The organism is Legionella sp. 227 (assembly GCF_043161935.1).
In the GTDB taxonomy this organism is placed as follows: Bacteria; Pseudomonadota; Gammaproteobacteria; order Legionellales; family Legionellaceae; genus Legionella; species Legionella sheltonii.
The window spans coordinates 1,638,004-1,660,438 of sequence record NZ_CP171154.1 but is presented as its reverse complement, the minus strand read 5'-3'; the positions used below and the strand labels follow the sequence as shown (position 1 = coordinate 1,660,438).

Here is a 22,435-nt window from a genome sequence, read left to right as displayed (position 1 = left end):
AACAGCCATAATTTTACCCTCATCCGCCCTTAAGTGCACCTTCTCCCTTGCAGGAAGAAGGGATTTTTATCTTTGTCCCAGCATGAGAGAAAAGAATGTAATGTGCATCCCCTATCCCACCGGTGGGAGAGAGGTAGGAGTGAGGGTTATTAATAAGTCATAACTATAATCAGCGATTACTCCGCCCCCACTAGCTTGCTACACACTTCATTTGTTAATACTTTAAACAAACCAAGCTGCTGATTTCCCTCTTTATAAATACGCAACAGCAGTCCATTTAAATCCATTTTTTCCTCTACACTAAGCAGTCCAGGATCAAACACTTGTGAGCGACTCATTAAGTCCATTAATGTGCTCTGCTGAACTACACCACATTCCGCAACAGAATCAAAGAACAAACGCAAATCCAAGTAGGGCATACAAAGAGGAATACTACGAATCTGCACTTCATGTTCTCCCAGCCACTCAAGCCCCACTCCTAACTGTTTGAGGCCCTGCTCCAAATTCTCTTTGTGGTTTTGGAGTTTTAAAGGAAGAGAATATCGAATCGGCACCAATAAAGGCCTACTGGCTAGAGGCAACCCCAATTGGGAAATTTGCATTTCCAGCTGATATTGATGCAATGCCACTACATCTATAACATGCGGTTGCTGATGAATAAATGTTAAAATGTACCTATTAGTTAAAACGACCCAAGGTAATTCAGTTTCTGAACTATCACGCGTTCTATTTAATTCAGTCAATTTAGGATAGGGTTCATAAATCTCTTGAGTTTGACCTTGAGCTGAGGGTTGGAATAATACATATGAAGCGGCTTCCTCAATATCATTTTTTGATTTTAATGCCGCACTCAATTGAGAGGTAAAAAAATCAAATACCAACCGAGGTTGCTGGAAGCGTACTTCATGCTTGGTTGGATGTACGTTCACATCCACCTCCGCATGGTTCATCGTGAAGTACAGCACACATGCAGGAAATCGTCCAGGATGTAACAAACCATCATAAGCCTGTTTTAGCGCCTGGTTTACCAACTTATCTTTTACCATGCGCTGATTAATATATACCCACAGTCGGTCATTCTGGCTGCGCTGAAAATTGGGGCCACTTATCCATCCAGTGAGTTTCATTGCCCCATGTTCAACATCAAGAAAAATAGAATCTTTAATAAACGCATGACCCAATATCCGGGTTATACGTGTTAAGCAAGCTTGTTCGTTTGTCGCTGCAGGTAAGGATAAAATTTGTTTTCCATTATGTTTGAGCGTAAGCGCAATTTTAGGCGCACTTAAAGCAAAACGTTTCACTACAGTTTCTATTGCTTGAAACTCCAGTTTTTCACTTTTTAAAAATCGTTTTCGAACCGGTGCATTAAAAAATAAATCAACCACATCTACTGTTGTACCTACACTGCGCGCACAGGGAGAAATAGATCGTTCTGTACCTTGTACACGTAACATTGCCGCCGTTTCTTGCTGTTCCGGTTTAGAACTAATTGTAACTTTTGCTACAGAAGCAATACTGGCCAATGCTTCACCACGAAATCCCATGCTATCAATCGCATACAAGTCATCCAGTGAATTAATTTTACTGGTCGCATGCGCGGCAATTGCCAAAGGTAAATCTTCTGCATGGATTCCTGCTCCATTATCACTAATCTTAATTTGATTCAGGCCGCCATAACCTATTTCAATGCTTATAGTGTTAGCACCCGCATCAAAAGAATTTTCCAATAGTTCTTTGACTACCGATGCAGGTCGCTCTATGACTTCGCCCGCAGCAATTTGATTGGCGATAAGCGGTGGTAGTTGCTGAATTCTTATGCCCATGCCGGAGGAATCACCAATTTCTGCCCCGGCTTAAGCAGGGTAATGCCGCGTAAATGATTTGTGGATTGGAGCGCTGCAACCGAAACATGATAGCGTGCGGCGATGGCGGGTAAGGTTTCTCCCGCACGGACTAAATGGACATTATTGGTTGTCATTGCCTCGATGCGAGATCCATGAGGAGGGTTTTCCCAGAAGTATCCTTTAATACCTTGAAAAATAGCCTGACTCAAACGCGCTTGATAACTGGGGTTGGTTAAATTACGTTCTTCTATGGGATTTGAAATAAAACCTGTTTCTACCAAAATGGAAGGAATATCAGCTGACTTCAACACAACAAAACCCGCCTGTTCGACTTTGTTATTATGTAAATTGGTAAAATTACCCAGTTGACTTAAAACACGCCCCCCCATTTGCAATCCGGAATTAATTGTCGCTGTTTGTGACAAATCGATGAGAACCGAGCGGACTACCCCATTCTGATCATCCAAATCACCCAAATTTACACCACCTAATTCGGAATAGTTCTCTTTTTCTGCAAGCCAGCGTGCCGCTTCACTCGTTGCTCCACGTTGTGATAAAGCAAATACTGAAGCACCATTTGAATGAGGATTATTAAATGCATCCGCATGAATGGCCACAAATATATCCCCATTATATTTTCTGGCAATATCCAGACGTTGTCTCAATCCTACATAATAGTCTCCAGATCGGGTTAGTACCGCACGCATCCCTGGCTGCCTATCAATTAATTGTTTTAACTTCAAAGTAATTGCCAAAACAACGTCTTTTTCTCGGCTGTGATGAGGACCTCGAGCTCCAGGATCTTTGCCTCCATGACCCGCGTCCAAAACAACAATCACATCACGCAACTTGGAAGGCTTGCCACTTACTTTAATAGGCTGTTGATTTGCTAAAATAGGGGGAACTGGCTGTTTTGGTGCATTTTTTACAGGCAATTTTGCTGGTTGTATATTTTTTATATTGGCTTTGCGTGGCAATACCGAAGCAGTCTTGGGAGGACTATTTGCGGCAATCGGCTGAGCAAGACGTCCACTATGTAGTAAATCAACACGTACACCGCCAAAAGCTCCATTAGGCTTCCAAGGAGCTGATCGGAGTTGTACGTGTTGATTGACCTCGAAAACTAATCTTAAAGTTCGCGGATCAGAATGTCCGCTGCGTACTTGTCTTACCAACCCGTTGATTAAACCCAGTTGATTTAAATCTACAGCGAGTTGTGTTTCCTTTAAATCCAATACAACTCGCTCAGGACTATTTAAAAAGAACACTTTATGTGTAAATGGTCCATTGATTGTTAGAAAAAGGGAAGTTTGATTTCCTTGTTGTTTTAATACAATGGACTTAAGTTGAGCACTAAATGTGGCAATAGAACAAAGACACATTACAACAAAACACCATGAGCGAAATATCATGTTTCACCTGCCAGGCGAGCTAAAATTCTTTTACCCTCTGTGCTCAATGCCATTATTTGCATTTCACGTCCAGCCCCTTTAATACTTAACTTAAAACGAATATCCACATTAGGCAATGCTTTTCCTGCATTTTCAGCCCATTCAATACAACAAATACTCCCTTGCGTAAAATAATCCCTGAACCCTAAATATTCCAGCTCCTCTTCATGATGTATTCGATAGAGATCAAAATGATGGATGGTCAAATGATTGCATGTGTAGCTTTCTACTAAGGAAAAAGTAGGACTTTTAATCGCAGATTGAACCCCAAGATGCCTTAACATGGCGCGAATAATGGTGGTTTTACCTGCCCCCAGATCGCCGCTAAAGGTCATGATTAAGGAAGGACAAAGACACTTTGCCAATCGAGCGGCAAACTGTTGACTTGCCTTTTCATCAGGTAAATCTAATGTTGCTGTATCTAATTCGCTATTTATCATCATTCAGGGTAATTTAAAATATGAGGTAACACATCAAATAAATCACTGGCCAATAATCCAGCACCTCCCAATTCGTTGGCTACCTGGTCGCCAGCAACTGCATGCGCCCAAACACCACACTGCGCTGCATCAGCCAAAGAAAGTCCTTGAGCACAAAGGCCTGCAATAATACCGCTTAATACATCACCCATGCCAGCGCTAGCCATTGCTGGATTACCCCGAGGACAAACAAAAGTATCTTTTTCAGCAGTTTGAATCACTGTCCCAGCACCTTTCAACACAACGACCCCACCATATTGTTGTTGGATGTTGGCTGCTGCTTGATATCTATCTTTCTGAATCAAATCAGTCGAACAAGACAACAGGCAAGCCGCTTCACCAGGATGGGGTGTTAAAATCCAATTATCATCCACTTGTGCATGCTCGGATAACAATCTTAAGGCAGAGGCATCGATAACCATAGGCAATTGTGAGGTAATGGCAGTCAAAAATAGGTTAATAGCCCATTCACTCTCCCCTAGGCCAGGGCCAATAATGCAGACTGAGGCGCGAGCTAAAAGGGGCATTAACTCTTTAGCAGTTTTTACCCCGCTCACCATCGCCTCTGGAATTAATGATAAGGCATTTTTTGCATGATCAGGCCAAGTTGCGACAGTTACTGCGCCTGCACCAGTTCGCATCGCAGCTTTCGCGGCCAAACTAATCGCGCCAGGCATGCCTGGACCTCCACCAATTATTAAAACATGACCATAATTTCCCTTATGCGAATTTTTTTTACGCCCGGCAAGTGGTAAAGATAGAGTGGCAGAGCTTAGAAGACGGGCAGCAGGAATGAGCTTGGACACACAGGGCTCAAGTTGTAACGAACAACAATGAATATCACCACAATAATCTGGACCATCGGCTGTATACATCCCCACTTTCTGGGCAATGAACGTTATGGTCGTATTGGCTTTAACACAAAAGTTTTCAACCATTCCTGTATCGGCATTAAGACCCGATGGAATATCCAAAGCTACAACAGGTAGTCCGCTTGCATTGATCTGATGGATCGCCGATGCAATAACGCCATGCACAGGTCCTTTCAGACCAATCCCTAAAAGAGCATCAATAATTAATTCTGCTTCACTATCTATGGATTCATCCGCAGCTTGACACTCAACCCCAGCATTTATCGCCATTAATGCGGCATGTTGGGCGGTAAAAGGAAGATCAGCCACGGTCTTACATTGGTAAATTGTGACCAATATTCCATGTTCATGCGCTAAACGTGCAACCACATATCCATCCCCTGCATTATTGCCTGCGCCACAGTATACGGCAATGTGACGCACATGCGGATAAAGCTTTTTTATCAGCGAAAAAGCCTCTGCTCCCGCCCTTGACATTAATTCATTTTCATCTAATTGAAACAAAGATGTTGCTTGTTGTTCACAAGATCTAATTTGTTCACAACGATAAAGGGAATTTGCTGGTATGGTCACCTTGTGCTCCAAATCCATTAAGGCCTGTTTCTTTGTACTGTCTTGGCTCAAGTCAGCAAACTGGGAACAGGACTTAGTTTGAACACGTTTCTTATTTGTAGTCTAGGATGTAGTGTATAAAACCCAGGCATCAGAATTCCCGGGTTTCGACTTCGTCTTCACCCAAGCTACTTCCATTTACTTGACTAATTTTAACGAAGGCTTACTTTTAGAAGCAGTTGAGCCCTCAGATTCACTACTAGAAGCACCTGAAGCTGCTGGAGGCGGTTCTTCTTCATCTTCTATGGCAAAGGCTATGCCTCTACCATTCTCTTTCGCATAAATTTCCAATACAGCTCCAGGAGGAACAAAAATTTGTTCCGTTTTTCCTGAAAATCGTGCCGTAAAAATAATACGATCGTTTTCTAATAAAAGACCGCGAGTTGCTGCCGGAGAAATATTTAACACGATACGATCATGGTTCACATGCTCTTTGGGAACCTGAACCCCTGTATATGCTGCATTAACCAGGATATAAGGCGTTAATTCGTTATCTACTATCCAATCGTAGGCCGCACGAATTAAATAAGGTTTATTTGATGTCATTGTCATATGTTTATGCCGCTCTTAATTGTCGCTCAGCATCAGTCAGACTTGCTTGAAACGATTCACGTTTGAACAAGCGCTGCATGTAAGCAATTATTCCTTTAAACTCTGGTGTAACTTCAATTCCCAATCGAGGCAAACGCCACAATAAAGGAGCTAATGCGCAATCCAATAAAGAAAATTCATCACTCAAAAAATAAGGCTTATCTGCAAATACAGGATCAAGCGCGGTTAAGCTTTCAAATAAATTTACTCTAGCCTGGTCCGCGTTATCATCCCTTAAAATACGGTTCATTAAATAATACCAATCATGTTCTATTCTGTGCATCATTTTTCGTGTTTCAGCGCGTGCAACAGGATATACAGGCAATAAAGGTGGATGAGGAAAACGCTCATCTAAATATTCCATAATGATACGTGGCTCATAAAGTACAAGCTCTCTATCGATTAAAGTAGGAACCGTTCCGTAGGGGTTAACTGATAAAAGATCAGCGCTGGGCTCAGCTTGTTTTGCAACAAGAATTTCTACATTCACCCCTTTTTCAGCCAACACAATCCGCACCTGATGACTGTAGACATCATCCGTATCGGAAAATAAAGACATTATAGTGCGCTTCGCAACAATTGCCATGAGCAACTCCTATTTAATTCATAAAACCTAGATAAAGGTAAAGTTCACACACAAAACTCGCACTTTACCACATTTTTACCTGTTTGGGTTACTTTATGCCGATTTTTCGCCAATAAACTGTTTTTAAACCCAGTGCAACAAGAAATAAGATCAATAAAAAGCCTACGACAAAGAAACCCATGTGGTAACGCAGTGGTTGTACTGGCTCACCAACGAACGCAAGAAAAGTCACCAAATCGTCTAAATTAGTGTTAAATTGTTCTTCGGGTAATTCGTGGCTCATCGTTTCTAAAATATTTGGCATTGCAACATCAGGGACCAGTCGGTTATTGGTCCCAAAAGGTCGAGCATCGTCTTTATAAAATCCATTTAGATAACCATACAGCCATTCCGTACCTTTTTCTCGAGCAACTAAAGATAAATCAGGAGGTACGATTCCAAACCATTGTTTTGCATCTTCCGGAGGCAAAGCAATTCGAATTGGGTCATGAATTGTTGCCTGGGTAAAAATCAGATTATTTTTTAATAAATCTTCATTAATTCGACCATTAAACTGGGTTAAGCCTAATCCTTTAGCCATATGATTATAGCGTAAATATTTTAAAGAGTGGCAGCCAGAACAATAATTCATAAATAAACGAGCGCCTCTTTGCAAACTCTCCTTATCTTGAACATTAATATTGACGGGATGCGCTAAAACAATTGGATTGACAAGCAGACCCAAAAACCATGCCAACACGTATAAAATGCCTGCTTTTTTATGCATTATCGCCCTCCTATACGTGCAGGCAATGGGCGTGATGATTCAAAACGAGTGTAAAAAGGCATCAAAATAAAATAAGCAAAATAGAGTCCCGTACTCACACGAGCCCAAAATAAACGTACTGGCGTAACTGGGATTGTGCCTAGATACCCCAACAGTACAAATGCGATGACGCAGAGAAACAACATAACTCGTGAATAGTTACCCTTATAACGCATTGAACGGACTGGACTGCGATCGAGCCATGGTAAAAAGAACAAAACTAATAAAGCAAAACCCATGCACATTACCCCTAATAATTTATCAGGGATAGCCCGCAGCATGGCGTAATACGGTGACATATACCACATCGGAGCAATATGATCTGGGGTAACTAAAGGGTTAGCGGGTGCAAAATTATTATGCTCTAAAAAATATCCCCCCATTTCGGGAGTGAAAAACACTACAGCAAAAAACAGGCTGAGAAAAGCAATGATCATCACTAAATCTTTCACAATGTAATAAGGATGAAAAGGAATTTTATCTAAAGGCTTGCCTTTTTCATCCAGTTGCTTTTTGATTTCGATTCCGTCTGGATTATTAGATCCTACCTTATGCAAGGCAACCACATGCAAAAAAACCAGCATCAGGAGTAAAAAGGGAATCGCTATAACGTGTAAAGCAAAAAACCGTTGCAACGTAGCATTGCCAACGGTGTAATCACCTCTTAACCACACAACAAGACTTTTACCGATATAGGGTATTGCACTTAACAACGAAGTGATTACTTGAGCCCCCCAATAGGACATTTGCCCCCAAGGCAATAAATAACCAAAAAAAGCACCCGCCAAAAGTAAAATATACAAAAACATCCCTAAAAGCCAAACTAATTCCCTGGGTCTTTGATACGACCCATAGAGTAGCCCGCGAAACATATGTAAATAGATAACGATAAAAAATGCGGAGGCGCCGGTGGAATGCATGTAACGCAATAACCAACCGAAATTTACATCACGCATTATGTACTCTATGGAAGAAAAAGCCTGTTCTGCACTTGGGGTGTAAAACATGGTAAGCCATAAACCGGTAATCAATTGATTGACTAAAACGACAAGAGCTAATGAACCAAAAAAATAAAAAAAATTTAAATTTTTTGGAAGATAATAGGCACTGAAATAATTTTTCCAAGTGCTCATTAGTGGAAAACGCTCATCAATCCAATTAAGGAGTCTATTCATTTACTCTAGCCTTTTTTCTATTACCTGTTGTTGGAGCCTGGCCTGTTGCCCTCTATCGGACATGGACATGCTCGGTCAATTGATTCATGCTAACGTATGCTTTTGTGAAAAAAGAGCGCTGCAGCGCCTCCTTCTCGTGTCCATGTTCAGAGCCTACCCTTACCCGATAATCATCACCCCCAACACAAAAAATTTATGCCTTATCCTCGCCAATAACAAGAGTATGCTTATTGAGAAAATAATAGGGCGGGACTTCTAAATTAATTGGTGCAGGAACATCCTTAAAAACTCGACCCGAAAGATCAAAAGTTGATCCGTGGCAAGGACAGAAAAAACCACCTGGCCAGTCAGGTCCTAAATCGCCTAGATTAGGTTTGTATTTAGGAGAACATCCCAGGTGTGTACAAATACCTATAAGAACTAAATACTCAGGGTTAATGGATCGATGCTCGTTTTTCGCATAAGAGGGTTGTTGTTGGGTCAACGAATTCGGATCACGTAACTTTGATGAATCTGTAGTTAAACGTTGTAACATTTCCTGAGTTCGTCTAATTATCCATACAGGTTTACCACGCCATTCAACCACTGCCTGTTCACCTGGCTCCAATTTACTTACATCGACCTGTACTGGAGCACCTTCTGCTTGAGCTTTGGCACTGGGTAGCCAGGAAGAAACAAGGGGTGTTAAAGCACAAAGAGCCCCTATGCCTCCCAATACACAAGTTGAGGTCAACAAAAATCGACGGCGATCTTCATCTACACGATCGCGTTTATCCTGCTCAGGATCAATAATTTGATTTTCCATAGCTGATATTTCTGTAGCCTTAGTCTGGTACCGTCATTACAGTTAATTCAATTTGCCTTCTCACTATGAGGAGAAGAGTGTCCGTCAGGGGCAGATGGCATCTAGAGAACAGCTAATGAACCTTCCACTTGTCCCACTGTCATTAAGGCTTAATAGTAGTAAAACCACGCCAAACAAAAAACCCCGCATCGGCGGGGCTTTTTAACCAAAAAACGATTAACGTTTTGAGTATTGAGTTGCACGACGTGCTTTGTGCAAGCCCACTTTCTTTCTTTCAACACGACGTGAATCACGAGTTAGCAAACCACGTGCACGAAGTTTTCTGCGAACAGAATTAGGATTTGGTTCAGCATCTTCTGCCAATCCTGTTTCATCATAAGCAACTAATGCTCTGGCAATACCTAAACGAACAGCGCCTGCCTGGCCAGAAATTCCACCACCAGAAACTGTAACGTACACATCAAACTTATTAACAAGATCAACGGTTTCTAATGGCTGCATAACAACCATGCAAGAGGTTTCACGACAGAAATATTCTTGTAAAGTACGACCGTTTACTTTGATGTCGCCTTTTCCTGGACGTAGAAACACACGAGCTGTTGAACTTTTTCTACGACCAGTGCCGTAGTATTGCTTCATTTCAGCCATAATACTTATTCCTCAATATCAAGTTGCTTGGGTTGCTGTGCAGTATGTGGATGCTCGTTACCTGCATATACTTTGAGCTTACGATACATCTCTCTACCTAAAGGATTTTTGGGTAACATGCCTTTGACAGCAAGTTCGATAATTCTAACAGGATTTCTAGCCTGTAATTTTTCAAAACTATCTGATTTTATTCCACCAGGATATCCAGTGTGACGATAATACATCTTGTTGGTAAACTTACGGCCGGTCACAATAACCTTTTCCGCATTGGTAACAACGATGTAATCGCCTGTATCAACATGAGGGGTGTACTCAGCTTTATGCTTGCCACGTAAACGACGTGCAATCTCACTAGCTAAGCGACCCAAAACTTTATCACTGGCATCAACCACTAACCAGTCACGTTTGACTTCATGGCCTTTGGCACTAAATGTCTTCATTAAATGAACTCCGAACCGCCTAAATTGGTAATCTTCTATCATGGACGGGCGATTTTAACCAAAACAGAAACATCCTACAAGTAAAAAAGGATAAAAATTTATAAACAATTATTTAAATCCGCGTAAATATAACAAATTTCATACAAGAATCATAATTATTTTTGTTCTAATGTAGGGTGAACCTTGGGCTGATAAACGTTCTATGATGCATTTGCTTTAGAAAAAAGTTGGGCTAAAGCCCAACCTACATTTTATTCATCCTACACAGAGTTGTAATTAGGGTACAGTTCACCACACAGAGGCCAATCGAGCTTAATAATTATTCTTGATCAATTAGCAATTGCTCAACAAGACCACCAGCAATTAAATGTTTTTCGATAATTTCATCAATATCAGCAAAAGATGAATAGGAGTACCATACCCCTTCCGGGTAAATTACAATGCAAGGGCCTGAGCTGCAACGCCCAAGACATCCTGATTTACTGACACGAATTTTACCTGGACCATGCATCTCAAATTCCAGGAGTCGCGACTTCATATAATCAAAAAAAGCTTCACCGCCGGTATTGGCGCAGCATTGCTTACCTGCAGCCTTTTGGTTGGTGCATATAAGGACATGTTTGTTGTAATAGGCCAATGAATTATTTTCCTATAGACTCAATTTTTGTTTTTAATTTCAAACCCGGTTTAAAGGTGACCACTCTCCTAGCCACTACAGGAATTTCTTCACCTGTTTTGGGGTTCCTACCTGGTCTTTGTGGCTTATCCCTTAATGTAAAATTACCAAAACCAGATAATTTCACATGATGTCCGTGTTCAAGTGCATGCCGCAATTCTTCAAAAAAATTCTCGACCATTTCTTTTGATGCGGGTTTGGACAATTTTAATTCATCACTTAAGGTTTCTGCCATTATTGCTTTGCTTAGTGCATTCACGATTATTCCCTCAATATGATTGAAAATTTATTTTCTAACGTATTGATTATAGCACTAATCAAAGAATTTATCTCGGCATCCACCAATGTCCGACTTTCATCTTGCAAGGTCATAGCAACTGCAAGACTTTTCTTTCCTTTGGGTACCCCTTCTCCAGTATATACATCAAAGACATCAAAGGATTTTAACCAATTTTCATTAATCGTTGCTCGAACTGCTGCTTCAATCTGCATGACACTAACATCCGCGTCAACCAAGAATGATAAGTCGCGACGAATTTGGGGGTATTTGGAAATTGTTTTATAGCGTGGTTCTTCATGCCCAACTAATGCCGCTAAATTAATTTCAAACAGCAACACATCATTTTGTAAATCCAATGCATCAGTTAAACGTGGATGTAACATACCTATCCATCCTGCAGGTACTCCGTTAATCTTGATTTGAGCTGATTGTCCAGGATGTAGCGCATCATGTGCCGCAGCAATGAATTCGACCTGCTTTAATTTGAGTGATGCAAATAAAGATTGCAGATCCCCCTTTAGATCAAAAAAATCAAAACAGCGAGTGGGTTCACTCCAACTCACGCTGCCTTGTTCCCCCATTAATAAGCCTGCAACGCAAGGGCGCTCTACGAGTTGCCCTTTGTTCACATCAAAAACCACACCAATTTCAAAAAATTTTACGGCATGTTGTTGACGATGAACATTATAAATCATGGATGCAATCAAGCCAGGCCACATCCCAGCACGCATTTGCGATAATTCTGAGGAGATGGGATTAAGTAACTGCATAAATTCTTTATGCGGATAAAGTTCTTGCTGTAACTCAGGGTCAACGAAGCTGTAACTGATCGCCTCATGATATCCTCTGCAGCTAAACCATCGGGAAAGTTTGGTAGCTATTTCCTCATTCCCACACGTTTTTCCTGCCTGCGCACAAGTATAGGTAGGTTGCGCATGTAAATTATCATACCCATACAGGCGGATAATTTCTTCAACCAAATCTACATCCTGTTGAATGTCAAAACGATGCGAAGGAATAACAACATCAAGGCAATTATTGTGTTCTTTTCCAATAACAATGCCCAGTCCGCCTAATAAACTTTTCATTTCCTGTAATGAAATACTAAGGCCGGTTAACTTCTGCACTTTATCCGTATCAAAAGAAAAACTCACAATTCCTGGGATATGCTTTTGCTCATAAGCCTCAATAACTGGCCCAGCCTCTCCACCTGCAATTGATAAAATTAATGCTGTAGCTCGTTCTAATGCTTTCATCTGCAAACCAGGATCAACCCCGCGCTCAAAACGCTGGGATGAATCGCTGAATAAACCAAACTTTCTTGCAATTCCTGCGATAACGATTGGATTAAAATAGGCGCTTTCTAAAAATACATTTTGCGTATGTGCTTGGACTGAACTCGGCTCTCCCCCCATAATCCCGGCCATCGCCAAAGGTTTTTCTTGGTCAGCAATCACTAATACTTTTTCATTTAGTGTTAACTTTTGACCATCAAGCAATTCTAATTGTTCTTGAGTACTGCTAAAACGCACATTAATTTCACCGTTGACCGTGTCTAAATCAAAAGCGTGCATGGGTTGGCCCAATTCGAGCATCACGTAATTCATAACATCAACAATAGGATGCACAGTGCGTATACCACCACGACGTAAGCGTTCAGACATCCATAAAGGTGTTGTTGCTTGAGGATTTATATGTCGAATGACGCGACCACAATAACGCGGACATGCTTCAGGGTTTTTCAATTGTATAGGTAATACATCATCAATAATTGGGGTCACCTTAGGAATCGATTGTTCCAATAAGGGTAATTTGTTCAATACTGCGACCTCACGGGCGATGCCTAATACACTAAAACAATCAGCACGATTAGGGGTTAAATCGATATCAAAAATATGATCATCAAGGGTTAAATATTCACGTAAATCCATCCCTACCGGAGCATCACTTTCTAATTCCATAATGCCTTCAGATTGCTCAGCCATGCCTAGTTCGCTCACAGAGCAAAGCATTCCTTGTGATAGTTCACCGCGTAATTTAGATTCTTTGATATTAAAACCACCTGGCAAACGCGCGCCAACCATCGCTAATGCCACCTTTAAACCGGCTCTAACGTTTGAAGCACCACAAACAATTTGCAAAGGTTTGTCTGTGTTTGCATTCACTTCGCATACAGTCAATTTATCTGCATTTGGATGAGGTTTGGTACTAAGAACTTCGGCCACAATGACATGAGTAAACTCTCCTGCTACGGGACTTACTGCATCAACTTCCAGGCCTGCCATGGTCAGTTGATGTGCTAATTCTTGTTCAGTTAATGAGAAATTTACCCATTCACGTAACCATAATTTACTTAATTTCATTTATAGTCCTTACCACCTGATTAAAGTCTTATTGCCCAGCAGGCATCGTTATCACTGTATCTCTATTGGGCTTTAATATTCAAAATAATAGGCCGACAGCGTACGTCTCTTAAAATTGACTTAAAAAATTAAGATCATTTTCAAACATCATACGTAAGTCATCAATTCCGTAATACAACATCGCCAGTCTATCCATACCCATACCAAATGCCCATCCCTGATATTCATCCGGGGAAATATTTACTGCCTTAAGCACATTGGGATGCACCATACCGCAACCTAAAACCTCAAGCCATCCAGTAAATTTGCACGAGCGACATCCTTTACCACTGCATTGGGTACATTCAATATCCACTTCAGCTGAAGGTTCCGTAAAAGGAAAATAAGAAGGTCTAAACCGTAATGCTAATTTTCGACCAAAGAAATCAGCAAAAAGATCTTCGAGCAATCCTTTTAAACTGGCTAAAGTAGCTTGTTTATCAATCAACAAACCTTCAACTTGATGGAACATGGGAGTGTGTGTCAAATCTGAATCACAACGATACACGCGTCCAGGGGCAATTAAACGAAACGGCGGGGTACGTTGCTCCATCGCACGAATTTGTACCGGTGAAGTATGCGTACGCAACAGACGGCCATCACCAAAATAAAACGTATCATGCATGGCACGTGCCGGATGATGTCCGGGAATATTTAATGCTTCAAAATTATAAAATTCTGTTTCTATTTCTGGGCCATCAATAATATCAAAGCCCATGCGGCTAAAAAATTCATTAATCCGGTGCTTCACCTGGGTTACCGGATGTAATGAACCGCTCTCTTTTTTACGTCCTGGAAGGGTAACATCGACGCGCTCTGCAGAAAGTTTTTCTAATAATTGTTTTTCTTTGAGCTCAAGCATTTTCGTTTCAATCCATTCACTGATTTCACGTTTTGCCTGATTCACTAATTGGCCTACTTTAGGTTTTTCTTCGGCAGATAGATGGGCAAGGCTTTTTAAAATTTCAGTTAACTTGCCTTTTTTACCTAAAAAATCAACCCGAATTGCTTCCAATCCCGATACATCTTGCGCATTGTTAATTGCTTCAGAGGCTTGCTCTTGTATGGTGATGATATCCTGCATAATTATACCCACAAGTAAAAAGGAGGCCGCAGCCTCCTTAAATAAATTTCATCTTTATTTAGTATTCTTAGAACAGCTCCTGGGTGAAGCACAGCAAAACCGAGTTTTCTGCCACAGCTTCCCGGGTTAGGATGCGCCTTCACCCAGGCCACGTACTTTATAAAGATTATTGTGCCAATGCAGCCTTAGCTTGTTCAGCAATTGCAGCAAAAGCTACTTTGTCATGAACAGCCAAATCAGCCAATACTTTTCTATCGAGTTCGATTGCTGCTTTTTTCAATCCATCAATCAAACGGCTGTATGATAAACCGCACTCACGAGCTTGCGCGTTAATACGCGTAATCCACAATGCACGGAACTGACGTTTCTTTTGGCGTCGGTCACGATATGCGTATTGACCTGCTTTAATTACTGCTTGTTTCGCCATGCGGTAGGTCCGGCTACGGGCTCCGTAATAACCTTTTGCTTGGTCTAAAACTTTCTTGTGACGTGCTTTCGCTGTCACACCACGTTTAACTCTTGGCATTCTTCATTCCCCCCCTTAACTACCGTGCAACATGCGTGCTGCTAAACGTGCATCGCATGGCTTCAAAGTACCGGCTTCCACGCGCAAATGACGCTTCGCCTTGGTAGACTTTTTGGTTAGGATATGATTTCTATAAGCACCGCGACGTTTAATCGCGCCACTTGCTGTCTTACGGAAGCGTTTAGATGCTCCGCGATGTGACTTTAACTTCGGCATAACAATATACTCCGCATTTGTTCAGCTACTTAGTTTTTTTGGGTGCCAAGACCATCAGTAATTGTCTTCCTTCACGTTTCGCTTGTTGTTCTACAACCGCAAACTCAGCTGTATCCTGCTGCAAACGTTCGAGAATCTTCATACCCAGTTCTTGGTGAGCCATTTCACGACCACGAAAACGTAGCGTCACTTTGACTTTATCACCATGATTAAGGAAACGGATCAGGTTGCGTAGCTTGACCTGATAATCTCCATCTTCCGTCGTAGGACGGAATTTTAATTCTTTGACTTGAATTTGCTTCTGCTTTTTCTTTGCTTCCGCTTGTTTTTTACTCAATTCAAAGAGAAACTTGCCATAATCCATGATACGGCATACAGGAGGTTTGGCTGATGGAGATATTTCCACGAGATCTAATCCCCCTTCTTCCGCTGCACGTAAAGCTTCACGTGTTGGGACTATCCCTGCCTGATTACCATCGACATCAATTAAGCGTACCTCAGGTACATTGATCTGTTCATTAATTCGTGCGCGATCATTTTCACGCTTAGTTGGTGCACTAATGGTTTAACCCCCCCTGCTTATTAATTAATTAATTGACCCTTTACGAGCAATTTCTTGCGTCAAGGTATCACAAATTGTATCTATTGTCATCACACCCAAGTCTGCTCCTTCGCGTGAGCGCACAGCAACTTGGTTCGATTCGACTTCTTTATCGCCTATCACTAAGAGATATGGCACTTTTTGTAAAGTATGTTCGCGAATTTTAAAGCCAATTTTCTCATTTCTCAAGTCATAGTTGGCTCGAATACCTCTTTTTTGCAAAATTTGTGTTATTTTCTTTGCATATTCATTTTGCTTTTCGCTGATTGTCAGAATCATCGTTTGCACTGGAGATAGCCATAAAGGCAGTTTTCCTGCGTAGTGCTCTATCAAAATACCCATGAAACGCTCAAAAGAGCCTAAAATTGCACGATGCAACATCACTGGAATTTGTTTACTGCCATCTTCAGCGACGTATGAAGCATCCAGCCGACCTGGCATCGAGAAATCAACTTGAATTGTTCCACATTGCCAAATTCTGCCCAAACAATCTGCTAATGAGCATTCGATTTTGGGTCCGTAAAAAGCACCTTCACCTGGAGCATCAACCCAATCAATTTGCCTGTCTTTCATTGCTTGTTTTAAAGCACCTTCAGCTTTATCCCATACATCATCGCTACCAACTCGCTTTTCAGGACGTAACGCCAGACGGTACTTAATCTCACTAAAACCAAAATCAGCATAAACCGACTGAACGAGCTCAAGCATCATCGCTACTTCTGATTGAATTTGATCTTCAGTACAGAAGATATGCGCATCGTCTTGCACCATGTTACGAACGCGCATCAAACCATGCAATGCGCCGGATGGTTCACAGCGATGGCAATTACCAAACTCGGAAAATCTTAATGGTAAATCTCTATAGCTTTTTAAACCCTGATTAAACACTTGAACATGGCATGGGCAATTCATTGGCTTAACAGCATAATGGCGATTTTCTGTTTCAGTAACAAACATCTCATCTCTAAAATTAGCCCAATGGCCTGATTTTTCCCAAAGTACTTTATCAACCAATTGCGGTGTTCTAATTTCTTGGTAACCAAAATCAACCAATCGGTTGCGCATATAACGCTCGAGCTCTTGATAAATTGTCCAACCTTTTGGATGCCAAAATACCATCCCAGGAGCGATATCCTGAAAATGGAATAGTTCTAAGCTCTTACCTAATTTACGATGATCACGTTTTTCGGCTTCTTCTATACGGAATAGATAATCTGCCAAAGATTTTTTATCAGCCCAGGCAGTACCGTATATACGTTGTAACATTTCGTTATTGGAATCACCACGCCAGTATGCGCCTGCTAATTTAGTCAGCTTAAATGCCTTCAAAAAACCCGTAGAAGGAACATGAGGTCCACGACAAAGGTCTTCAAAATCACCTTGCTTATACAACGATAACACTTCATTTTCAGGAATATCGGCAATAATCTTCGCTTTGTATTCCTCGCCAATGCTCTTGAAATACTGAATGGCTTCATCACGGGGCAATTCTCGACGCACTACAGGATAATTTGCCTTGGCCAGCTCTGCCATTTTTGCTTCGATTGACTCCAAATCTTCAGGCGTAAATGCTCTTTGAAACGCAAAATCATAGTAAAAACCATCGTCAATAACGGGTCCTATAGTCACTTGCGCTGTAGGAAAAAGACTTTTAACTGCTTGTGCTAATAAGTGGGCTGTAGAGTGACGAATGACTTCGAGGCTTTCTTCTTGTTTTTCAGTCAGAATAACCAATGCACAATCATTTTCAATCAGAAAAGAAGTATCAACCAAACGATCATTGATACGACCGGCCAAAGCAGCTTTAGCTAGTCCAGGGCTTATACTATGAGCCACCTCATAGACCGTTAAGGGCGCTTCAAAATGTTTTATACTTCCATCAGGTAATTTAATGTTTGGCATAATTTTATCCGTAAGCACTTCTTTTCAAAAAAAAACCCTGCATGGCAGGGCTTAAACCTTAATTAAGAGGAGTCAATCAAGCATCGTCCCAAATGAAAGTGGGCGCTCCTGGAATGCGATTTAGTGCATGGTAGGCACGAGTGGGATCGAACCACCGACCACCACCATGTCAAGGTGGTGCTCTACCACTGAGCTACGTGCCTATAAAACGACCTGCATATACATTGGGGTGAAGTATATAATAAGGTGCCATTATAAAGCAATCATTTAGATTATTTTGTATTAATAAATCGTGTAATCCTTTCTGGCTCGTGCAAAAAACACTCCCCCAGCTGAGGCATCTAGAAAGGCTTAAATGGAGGGGAACCATTCAAGCCATGAGTTTGCGAGGTTAACTGCTATGAGTTATCCACTTTTTCTTCTATTGGACTGTATTGTGATATTTGTTCCATCGTATATCACCTGCTTCCTTGTTTGGGACTAGAAAACCTTTTCCATAGGTTTCGAAGCCATTATACTTTTTTACCCCTCATTGTCAACTTTAAATTTCCAAAGGAAACTTTAAGTTTCCAATAACTGATTATTTTGAATTTTATGTTTCGTTTTGTTATACTTTATTACATTAAAATGCAACCTCCTAATTCACTATGGACAAAATTAAACTGGCAAAACAATTTGCTGATCGTTTACGTGATGCCATGATCGCAGCAGGTTTTAATTCGCAACGTTCTACTTCAGGTATCTGCATCCATAAGCTTTCTGAAATTACAGGATATTCCGTACAAATATGTCGCAAGTACCTCCGGGGAGAAGCCATCCCGGAACCTGTCAAATTGATGGAAATTGCGGCTACACTTCATGTGTCACCAGGTTGGTTATTATTTGGAAACTCGCCACATGATCAAGGAGTTGATCGAGAAAAAGTAACGGTTAATAAAAATTTGCTTCACTATCTTTTCTCCAGAGCATCATGTCTTTATAACAGCACGCTCGCGGAACAAGAAATACCTAATTTCTTAATAGAATTAATTAACGACGTTAGTCTAATTAATGCGGATGAAGAGCAGTCTAAAAAAATTATTGATTTAGCTTTAGCTTCAGTAAAACACTTTAGCCATTCGCATGGAACCTAAAGAGCGCCAAATAATTCAATAACGTACAACTGGCCTGGGGCATCGACTTTTCAGATAGTCTCTAGCCCCAGGTAAAATGAATTGCATGAATTATATTTCGAAAGACTTGACGTAATGTTCAATATTATTTTCGATATTCTCTTGTCTTTCTCTAATAACCTCATTCATTTCTTTAAGAAATTGTTTCACTCCATCCATATTGAAATGACGATGATGTTTGTTTGCATAATTAACAAATTGTTGAGCCATTTCCCTGCAATGCTCTGGAGAATATTTGTTATCACCCTGAAGTCCCTCTTGATACATTTCTCTCAATGCTCTTTCAACTCGAGGGCCAGTCAGTTTCTCCTCTCTAACACGAAGAGCAATTTCTCCAGGATAACTTGCTTTAGCAGTTGGCTCTGCATTTCTCTTAAAGAGAGGGTGTTGTGATTTTTCACTCAGCACGCTTTTGTGCGATTGTCTTGTTTCCGTATAATCTGATGCAGCAGTAATTGCGGTTTCAAGAGTTTCTTTGGAAAAAAGATGATTTATTTTGAGACCGTATACATCGAATACTCCAGTAACTTCTGGTGAATTTAGTACATCCAACATTTCTGACAAACTATGAAAACCTGATTTGCAGGTAAATGCCACGAAAGTCTGGATGATATTATCCAGATCTTTTTGTAACGTAGGACTTTGCTGGTTCTCTTTAGCATACTCATTTAACACGGCCGCCAAGGTATACGCTGTACCAGAAACTGAATTAATAAAAGGGACATCCACATTTTTAGCAGAGTACCCATCTTTAACTGTTCGCTTGATTAAAAAACTATCCGTGATACTGCCTTTTACTGCTTCCGCTCTACGTTCAACTAAAGGTATTGGAGTGTTTGCTTTGATAATACCAGGGTTTTGTGAGTAACCAACATCATCTGGTTTACGTTCTGAACCTCTGTCTTTAAAATCAGATAACGCATTTTCTTCATGCCGCATCTCAATTATTTTACCTAAAACAACCGGTGTGGCGTGTGCCTCTTCACCAAATCCCCTTATTGCAGCAATGACCATTTCCATATCGCTCAAGTTATTAACTTTTCTAAGCTTTGAGAAATCTTGCTTTTCGGCATAGAGCTTATTGGCACCCACCATAAATTTGGCAAGGCGGTCAAGACTGTCTTGATGATCTGTCGTGTCAAGAGTTTTCCACTGCTCATTAACGAACTTATTTTCAAAATACCGTCTACTTTCTACGTGCTCAGGCTTAGAGTTTTTAGCTGCCTTTTCAGCAGCTTGTTCAAACAACTCGGCAATACTTGGGTCCTTTAGCGTTTTGGCTGCGGCAATAAGTTTTTCAACAGCATCAGTATAATTGACCTCTAGATAATCAACTTTAATTGCACCAATCGCTTCTTCTATTGATTGTTCTTCCAGTATTTTGTTTTCAATTTTGAGTATGTCTAATGCAATTAAAATAAAATCAGATGTATCGATTTTTGCATTTTCTAACATTTTTCTTAGATCGCTAGTTCTGCGGGGCATTTTAAACTCCCATAAAGACTGTGTATAATTATATTCAAGAGCATATTATGCACACTTCATGTAAGCACAATGCTGAGTGACTTATTTTAAATTATATAGATTAAGAAAATATTAAGAAGTATTGCTTTGGAACATAAAAGATTAAGGATTGAACTATATGAAAAAATTTTTGCAGTCTGAAGCCATTTTTCAGTGCATCGAAATCAATGATATCGATAAGTTAAAATCCGAAATAGATAAATACTCTAAAGCAGAGCTTGTAAAACGTTCTTCTGGTTTAATCAGGCTTGAAAAAGGTGTAAGAAGCTATAACCTTTTAGAAGCATGTTGTCTTGTCGAAAATGAAGATGCACTTCGCGAATTGTTGTCAAGGGACTTGCCCTGGGAGGCATCTCGAATCAAGGGAGCAGCACATCTTGCTGCGACATCTAAAAAATATTCATTAATTAAATTGCTGATGAAGTATGGCCTTACGGTAAATGAAGCTTTGTTAGACGCATGCCAAGCAAATAATATAGGGCTGGTAAAAAATATATTACTTGAACATAGTGAGAAAATTGACCTCAGCAATTGCGAACCATTATTCAGTGCGGCCGCCCATGGATATCTTCCTATTCTTCAGATATTGGAAGAAAATGGTTTTGATTTACATGCTGATCAAGACAAAGCGTTGTGTTTTGCAGTTCGAAGCAATCATATTGATTGTGCTAAGTATTTAATTTCAAAAGGTGCTAATGTAAACACCCAGAACGAGCTACCATTAAAAACGGCCATTGTTAATGGCGATTTAAATATGCTCAATGTGCTGTTAGATAATGGAGCGGAGCTTGTATGTGTAGCTGAGGATGAATTTGTTACTCTAGCAGAGCGCTATAATCAATCTGAAATTGCCAATGTATTACGCACCAAACTGGCACAAATGAATATTGTACCTCATCTTAATACCAAACAAAGTACACATGCATCGAGTGTAGACAGTTCGGCAGCAGAATCAGCTCTACGCTTGCAGAAACGTTATGGAGATACGCTAAGTCCGGCGTTAATCCATGCAACGATTAATGAAATAAACTCGTGGGGTACTGGTTTAGCAAATTCAAAATCTCAGGAAGACTTAGCTGCTCATAGAGCGCTGGATGACATTTTGAAAGGAATTGAAATCCATGCCAAGACAGGTATTCCTTTAAAAAAACTTTTGATTTTAACTTGGATTGCTATTCATGATGAAAAAAATAGACAGGGGGAGTTAGCTGAGGCTCTCAAGATGTTGAAAGAGGGTTTATACGAGATTCAAAGAGGATATAACCTACTAGAAGGTGATAAAGATAAAGGGGATGAGGATATCGATATTTGTCGCGATGGAAAATTGAATAAGTTCATGGAAAAATTAGTAGGAATCCATCCCGATGTAGCGATCGACTTTGTCACAAAAGAAGTCGCTTCCTATAAATTACAGGCTGTCGTTAGGGAGGAAGCAAAGAAGTTTATTCAGTCATCTTCTCCTGTATTAGTTAATGGCATGTTTCGGCAAAAACCTACAATGGAAGACATTTGGGACTCAATTCGTGAACGCGTCAAAAAAAGAATGTTCGAAGAGTTTTCTGTTTTATTTAAATCTTATGATGATGAGGATTTTAACTCATTTGTAAACATGGGAATTTATGTTGGTTTGGACAGTGATTCCTCTCAAAGTATGTCATCAGAAGCCCCCCCAAGAAATAGCTTCAAGAGTTAAGTAAGCCATTATTTAAATGATGGATATGGGAATTATCCCTCTTTGTTC

Annotated in this window: 22 protein-coding genes and 1 tRNA gene; 2 read left to right on the top strand and 21 right to left on the bottom strand. The window is 40.6% G+C overall.

The window, feature by feature from the left end:
* Positions 1 to 176: 176 nt before the first annotated feature.
* The 20 genes from mutL to ACF8MK_RS07060 form a co-directional block, all read right to left on the bottom strand.
* A complete protein-coding gene (gene mutL / locus ACF8MK_RS07155) occupies positions 177 to 1,826 on the bottom strand; it encodes a DNA mismatch repair endonuclease MutL (protein WP_392538737.1) in 1,650 nt (549 codons plus the stop codon).
* Complete coding sequence (locus tag ACF8MK_RS07150; protein WP_392538736.1) at positions 1,817 to 3,259, bottom strand: N-acetylmuramoyl-L-alanine amidase; 1,443 nt, start codon at positions 3,257 to 3,259, stop codon at positions 1,817 to 1,819. The genes mutL and ACF8MK_RS07150 overlap by 10 nt, the downstream gene beginning before the upstream one ends.
* The gene (gene tsaE / locus ACF8MK_RS07145; RefSeq protein WP_392538735.1) at positions 3,256 to 3,741 is read right to left on the bottom strand and encodes a tRNA (adenosine(37)-N6)-threonylcarbamoyltransferase complex ATPase subunit type 1 TsaE; all 486 of its coding nucleotides are present in this window, start codon (positions 3,739 to 3,741) and stop codon (positions 3,256 to 3,258) included. The genes ACF8MK_RS07150 and tsaE overlap by 4 nt, the downstream gene beginning before the upstream one ends.
* Complete coding sequence (locus ACF8MK_RS07140) at positions 3,738 to 5,240, bottom strand: NAD(P)H-hydrate dehydratase (RefSeq protein ID WP_392538734.1); 1,503 nt, start codon at positions 5,238 to 5,240, stop codon at positions 3,738 to 3,740. Before ACF8MK_RS07140 ends, tsaE begins: the two co-directional genes overlap by 4 nt.
* Positions 5,241 to 5,399: 159 nt before the next feature.
* Positions 5,400 to 5,813, bottom strand: coding sequence for a ClpXP protease specificity-enhancing factor (locus ACF8MK_RS07135; protein WP_265703096.1), 414 nt, complete (start codon positions 5,811 to 5,813; stop codon positions 5,400 to 5,402).
* Between the two features lie 4 nt (positions 5,814 to 5,817).
* Positions 5,818 to 6,438 (bottom strand): stringent starvation protein SspA, encoded by a 621-nt coding sequence (gene sspA / locus ACF8MK_RS07130; RefSeq protein ID WP_392538733.1) that lies wholly within the window; start codon positions 6,436 to 6,438, stop codon positions 5,818 to 5,820.
* An 88-nt stretch (positions 6,439 to 6,526) separates the two neighbouring features.
* A complete protein-coding gene (locus tag ACF8MK_RS07125; RefSeq protein WP_392538732.1) occupies positions 6,527 to 7,204 on the bottom strand; it encodes a cytochrome c1 in 678 nt (225 codons plus the stop codon).
* Positions 7,204 to 8,418, bottom strand: a complete 1,215-nt coding sequence (locus tag ACF8MK_RS07120) for a cytochrome bc complex cytochrome b subunit (protein WP_392538731.1) — start codon at positions 8,416 to 8,418, stop codon at positions 7,204 to 7,206. The genes ACF8MK_RS07125 and ACF8MK_RS07120 overlap by 1 nt, the downstream gene beginning before the upstream one ends.
* A gap of 193 nt (positions 8,419 to 8,611) precedes the next feature.
* Positions 8,612 to 9,223 (bottom strand): ubiquinol-cytochrome c reductase iron-sulfur subunit, encoded by a 612-nt coding sequence (gene petA / locus ACF8MK_RS07115; protein WP_392538730.1) that lies wholly within the window; start codon positions 9,221 to 9,223, stop codon positions 8,612 to 8,614.
* A 216-nt stretch (positions 9,224 to 9,439) separates the two neighbouring features.
* Positions 9,440 to 9,871, bottom strand: a complete 432-nt coding sequence (gene rpsI / locus ACF8MK_RS07110) for a 30S ribosomal protein S9 (protein WP_028380714.1) — start codon at positions 9,869 to 9,871, stop codon at positions 9,440 to 9,442.
* Positions 9,872 to 9,876: 5 nt separating this feature from the next.
* Complete coding sequence (rplM, locus tag ACF8MK_RS07105) at positions 9,877 to 10,311, bottom strand: 50S ribosomal protein L13 (protein WP_058468779.1); 435 nt, start codon at positions 10,309 to 10,311, stop codon at positions 9,877 to 9,879.
* 319 nt (positions 10,312 to 10,630) lie between these two features.
* Complete coding sequence (locus ACF8MK_RS07100; RefSeq protein ID WP_265703091.1) at positions 10,631 to 10,948, bottom strand: ferredoxin; 318 nt, start codon at positions 10,946 to 10,948, stop codon at positions 10,631 to 10,633.
* Positions 10,949 to 10,952: 4 nt separating this feature from the next.
* The gene (locus tag ACF8MK_RS07095; RefSeq protein WP_028380711.1) at positions 10,953 to 11,246 is read right to left on the bottom strand and encodes an integration host factor subunit alpha; all 294 of its coding nucleotides are present in this window, start codon (positions 11,244 to 11,246) and stop codon (positions 10,953 to 10,955) included.
* 2 nt (positions 11,247 to 11,248) lie between these two features.
* Positions 11,249 to 13,630: a phenylalanine--tRNA ligase subunit beta gene (gene pheT / locus ACF8MK_RS07090; RefSeq protein WP_392538729.1), complete on the bottom strand. Its 2,382-nt coding sequence runs from the start codon at positions 13,628 to 13,630 to the stop codon at positions 11,249 to 11,251.
* Positions 13,631 to 13,739: 109 nt separating this feature from the next.
* Entirely contained in the window at positions 13,740 to 14,753 is a 1,014-nt protein-coding gene (pheS, locus tag ACF8MK_RS07085) for a phenylalanine--tRNA ligase subunit alpha (RefSeq protein WP_265703089.1), read from the bottom strand.
* A gap of 166 nt (positions 14,754 to 14,919) precedes the next feature.
* Complete coding sequence (gene rplT, locus ACF8MK_RS07080) at positions 14,920 to 15,279, bottom strand: 50S ribosomal protein L20 (protein WP_265703088.1); 360 nt, start codon at positions 15,277 to 15,279, stop codon at positions 14,920 to 14,922.
* A 15-nt stretch (positions 15,280 to 15,294) separates the two neighbouring features.
* A complete protein-coding gene (gene rpmI / locus ACF8MK_RS07075) occupies positions 15,295 to 15,495 on the bottom strand; it encodes a 50S ribosomal protein L35 (RefSeq protein ID WP_082650800.1) in 201 nt (66 codons plus the stop codon).
* A 25-nt stretch (positions 15,496 to 15,520) separates the two neighbouring features.
* Positions 15,521 to 16,057, bottom strand: a complete 537-nt coding sequence (gene infC / locus ACF8MK_RS07070) for a translation initiation factor IF-3 (RefSeq protein WP_035900696.1) — start codon at positions 16,055 to 16,057, stop codon at positions 15,521 to 15,523.
* A 24-nt stretch (positions 16,058 to 16,081) separates the two neighbouring features.
* Positions 16,082 to 17,998 (bottom strand): threonine--tRNA ligase, encoded by a 1,917-nt coding sequence (thrS, locus tag ACF8MK_RS07065; protein ID WP_392538728.1) that lies wholly within the window; start codon positions 17,996 to 17,998, stop codon positions 16,082 to 16,084.
* A 128-nt stretch (positions 17,999 to 18,126) separates the two neighbouring features.
* Positions 18,127 to 18,201, bottom strand: a tRNA-Val gene (locus ACF8MK_RS07060).
* A 444-nt stretch (positions 18,202 to 18,645) separates the two neighbouring features.
* Here ACF8MK_RS07060 and ACF8MK_RS07055 point away from each other — a divergent pair.
* Positions 18,646 to 19,131: a helix-turn-helix domain-containing protein gene (locus ACF8MK_RS07055; RefSeq protein ID WP_392538727.1), complete on the top strand. Its 486-nt coding sequence runs from the start codon at positions 18,646 to 18,648 to the stop codon at positions 19,129 to 19,131.
* Between the two features lie 90 nt (positions 19,132 to 19,221).
* Here ACF8MK_RS07055 and ACF8MK_RS07050 read toward each other — a convergent pair whose 3' ends face one another.
* Positions 19,222 to 20,655, bottom strand: a complete 1,434-nt coding sequence (locus tag ACF8MK_RS07050; RefSeq protein ID WP_392538726.1) for a hypothetical protein — start codon at positions 20,653 to 20,655, stop codon at positions 19,222 to 19,224.
* A gap of 157 nt (positions 20,656 to 20,812) precedes the next feature.
* Here ACF8MK_RS07050 and ACF8MK_RS07045 point away from each other — a divergent pair, with 157 nt between their 5' ends.
* Positions 20,813 to 22,387 (top strand): ankyrin repeat domain-containing protein, encoded by a 1,575-nt coding sequence (locus ACF8MK_RS07045; RefSeq protein ID WP_392538725.1) that lies wholly within the window; start codon positions 20,813 to 20,815, stop codon positions 22,385 to 22,387.
* The last annotated feature ends 48 nt before the right edge of the window (positions 22,388 to 22,435 follow it).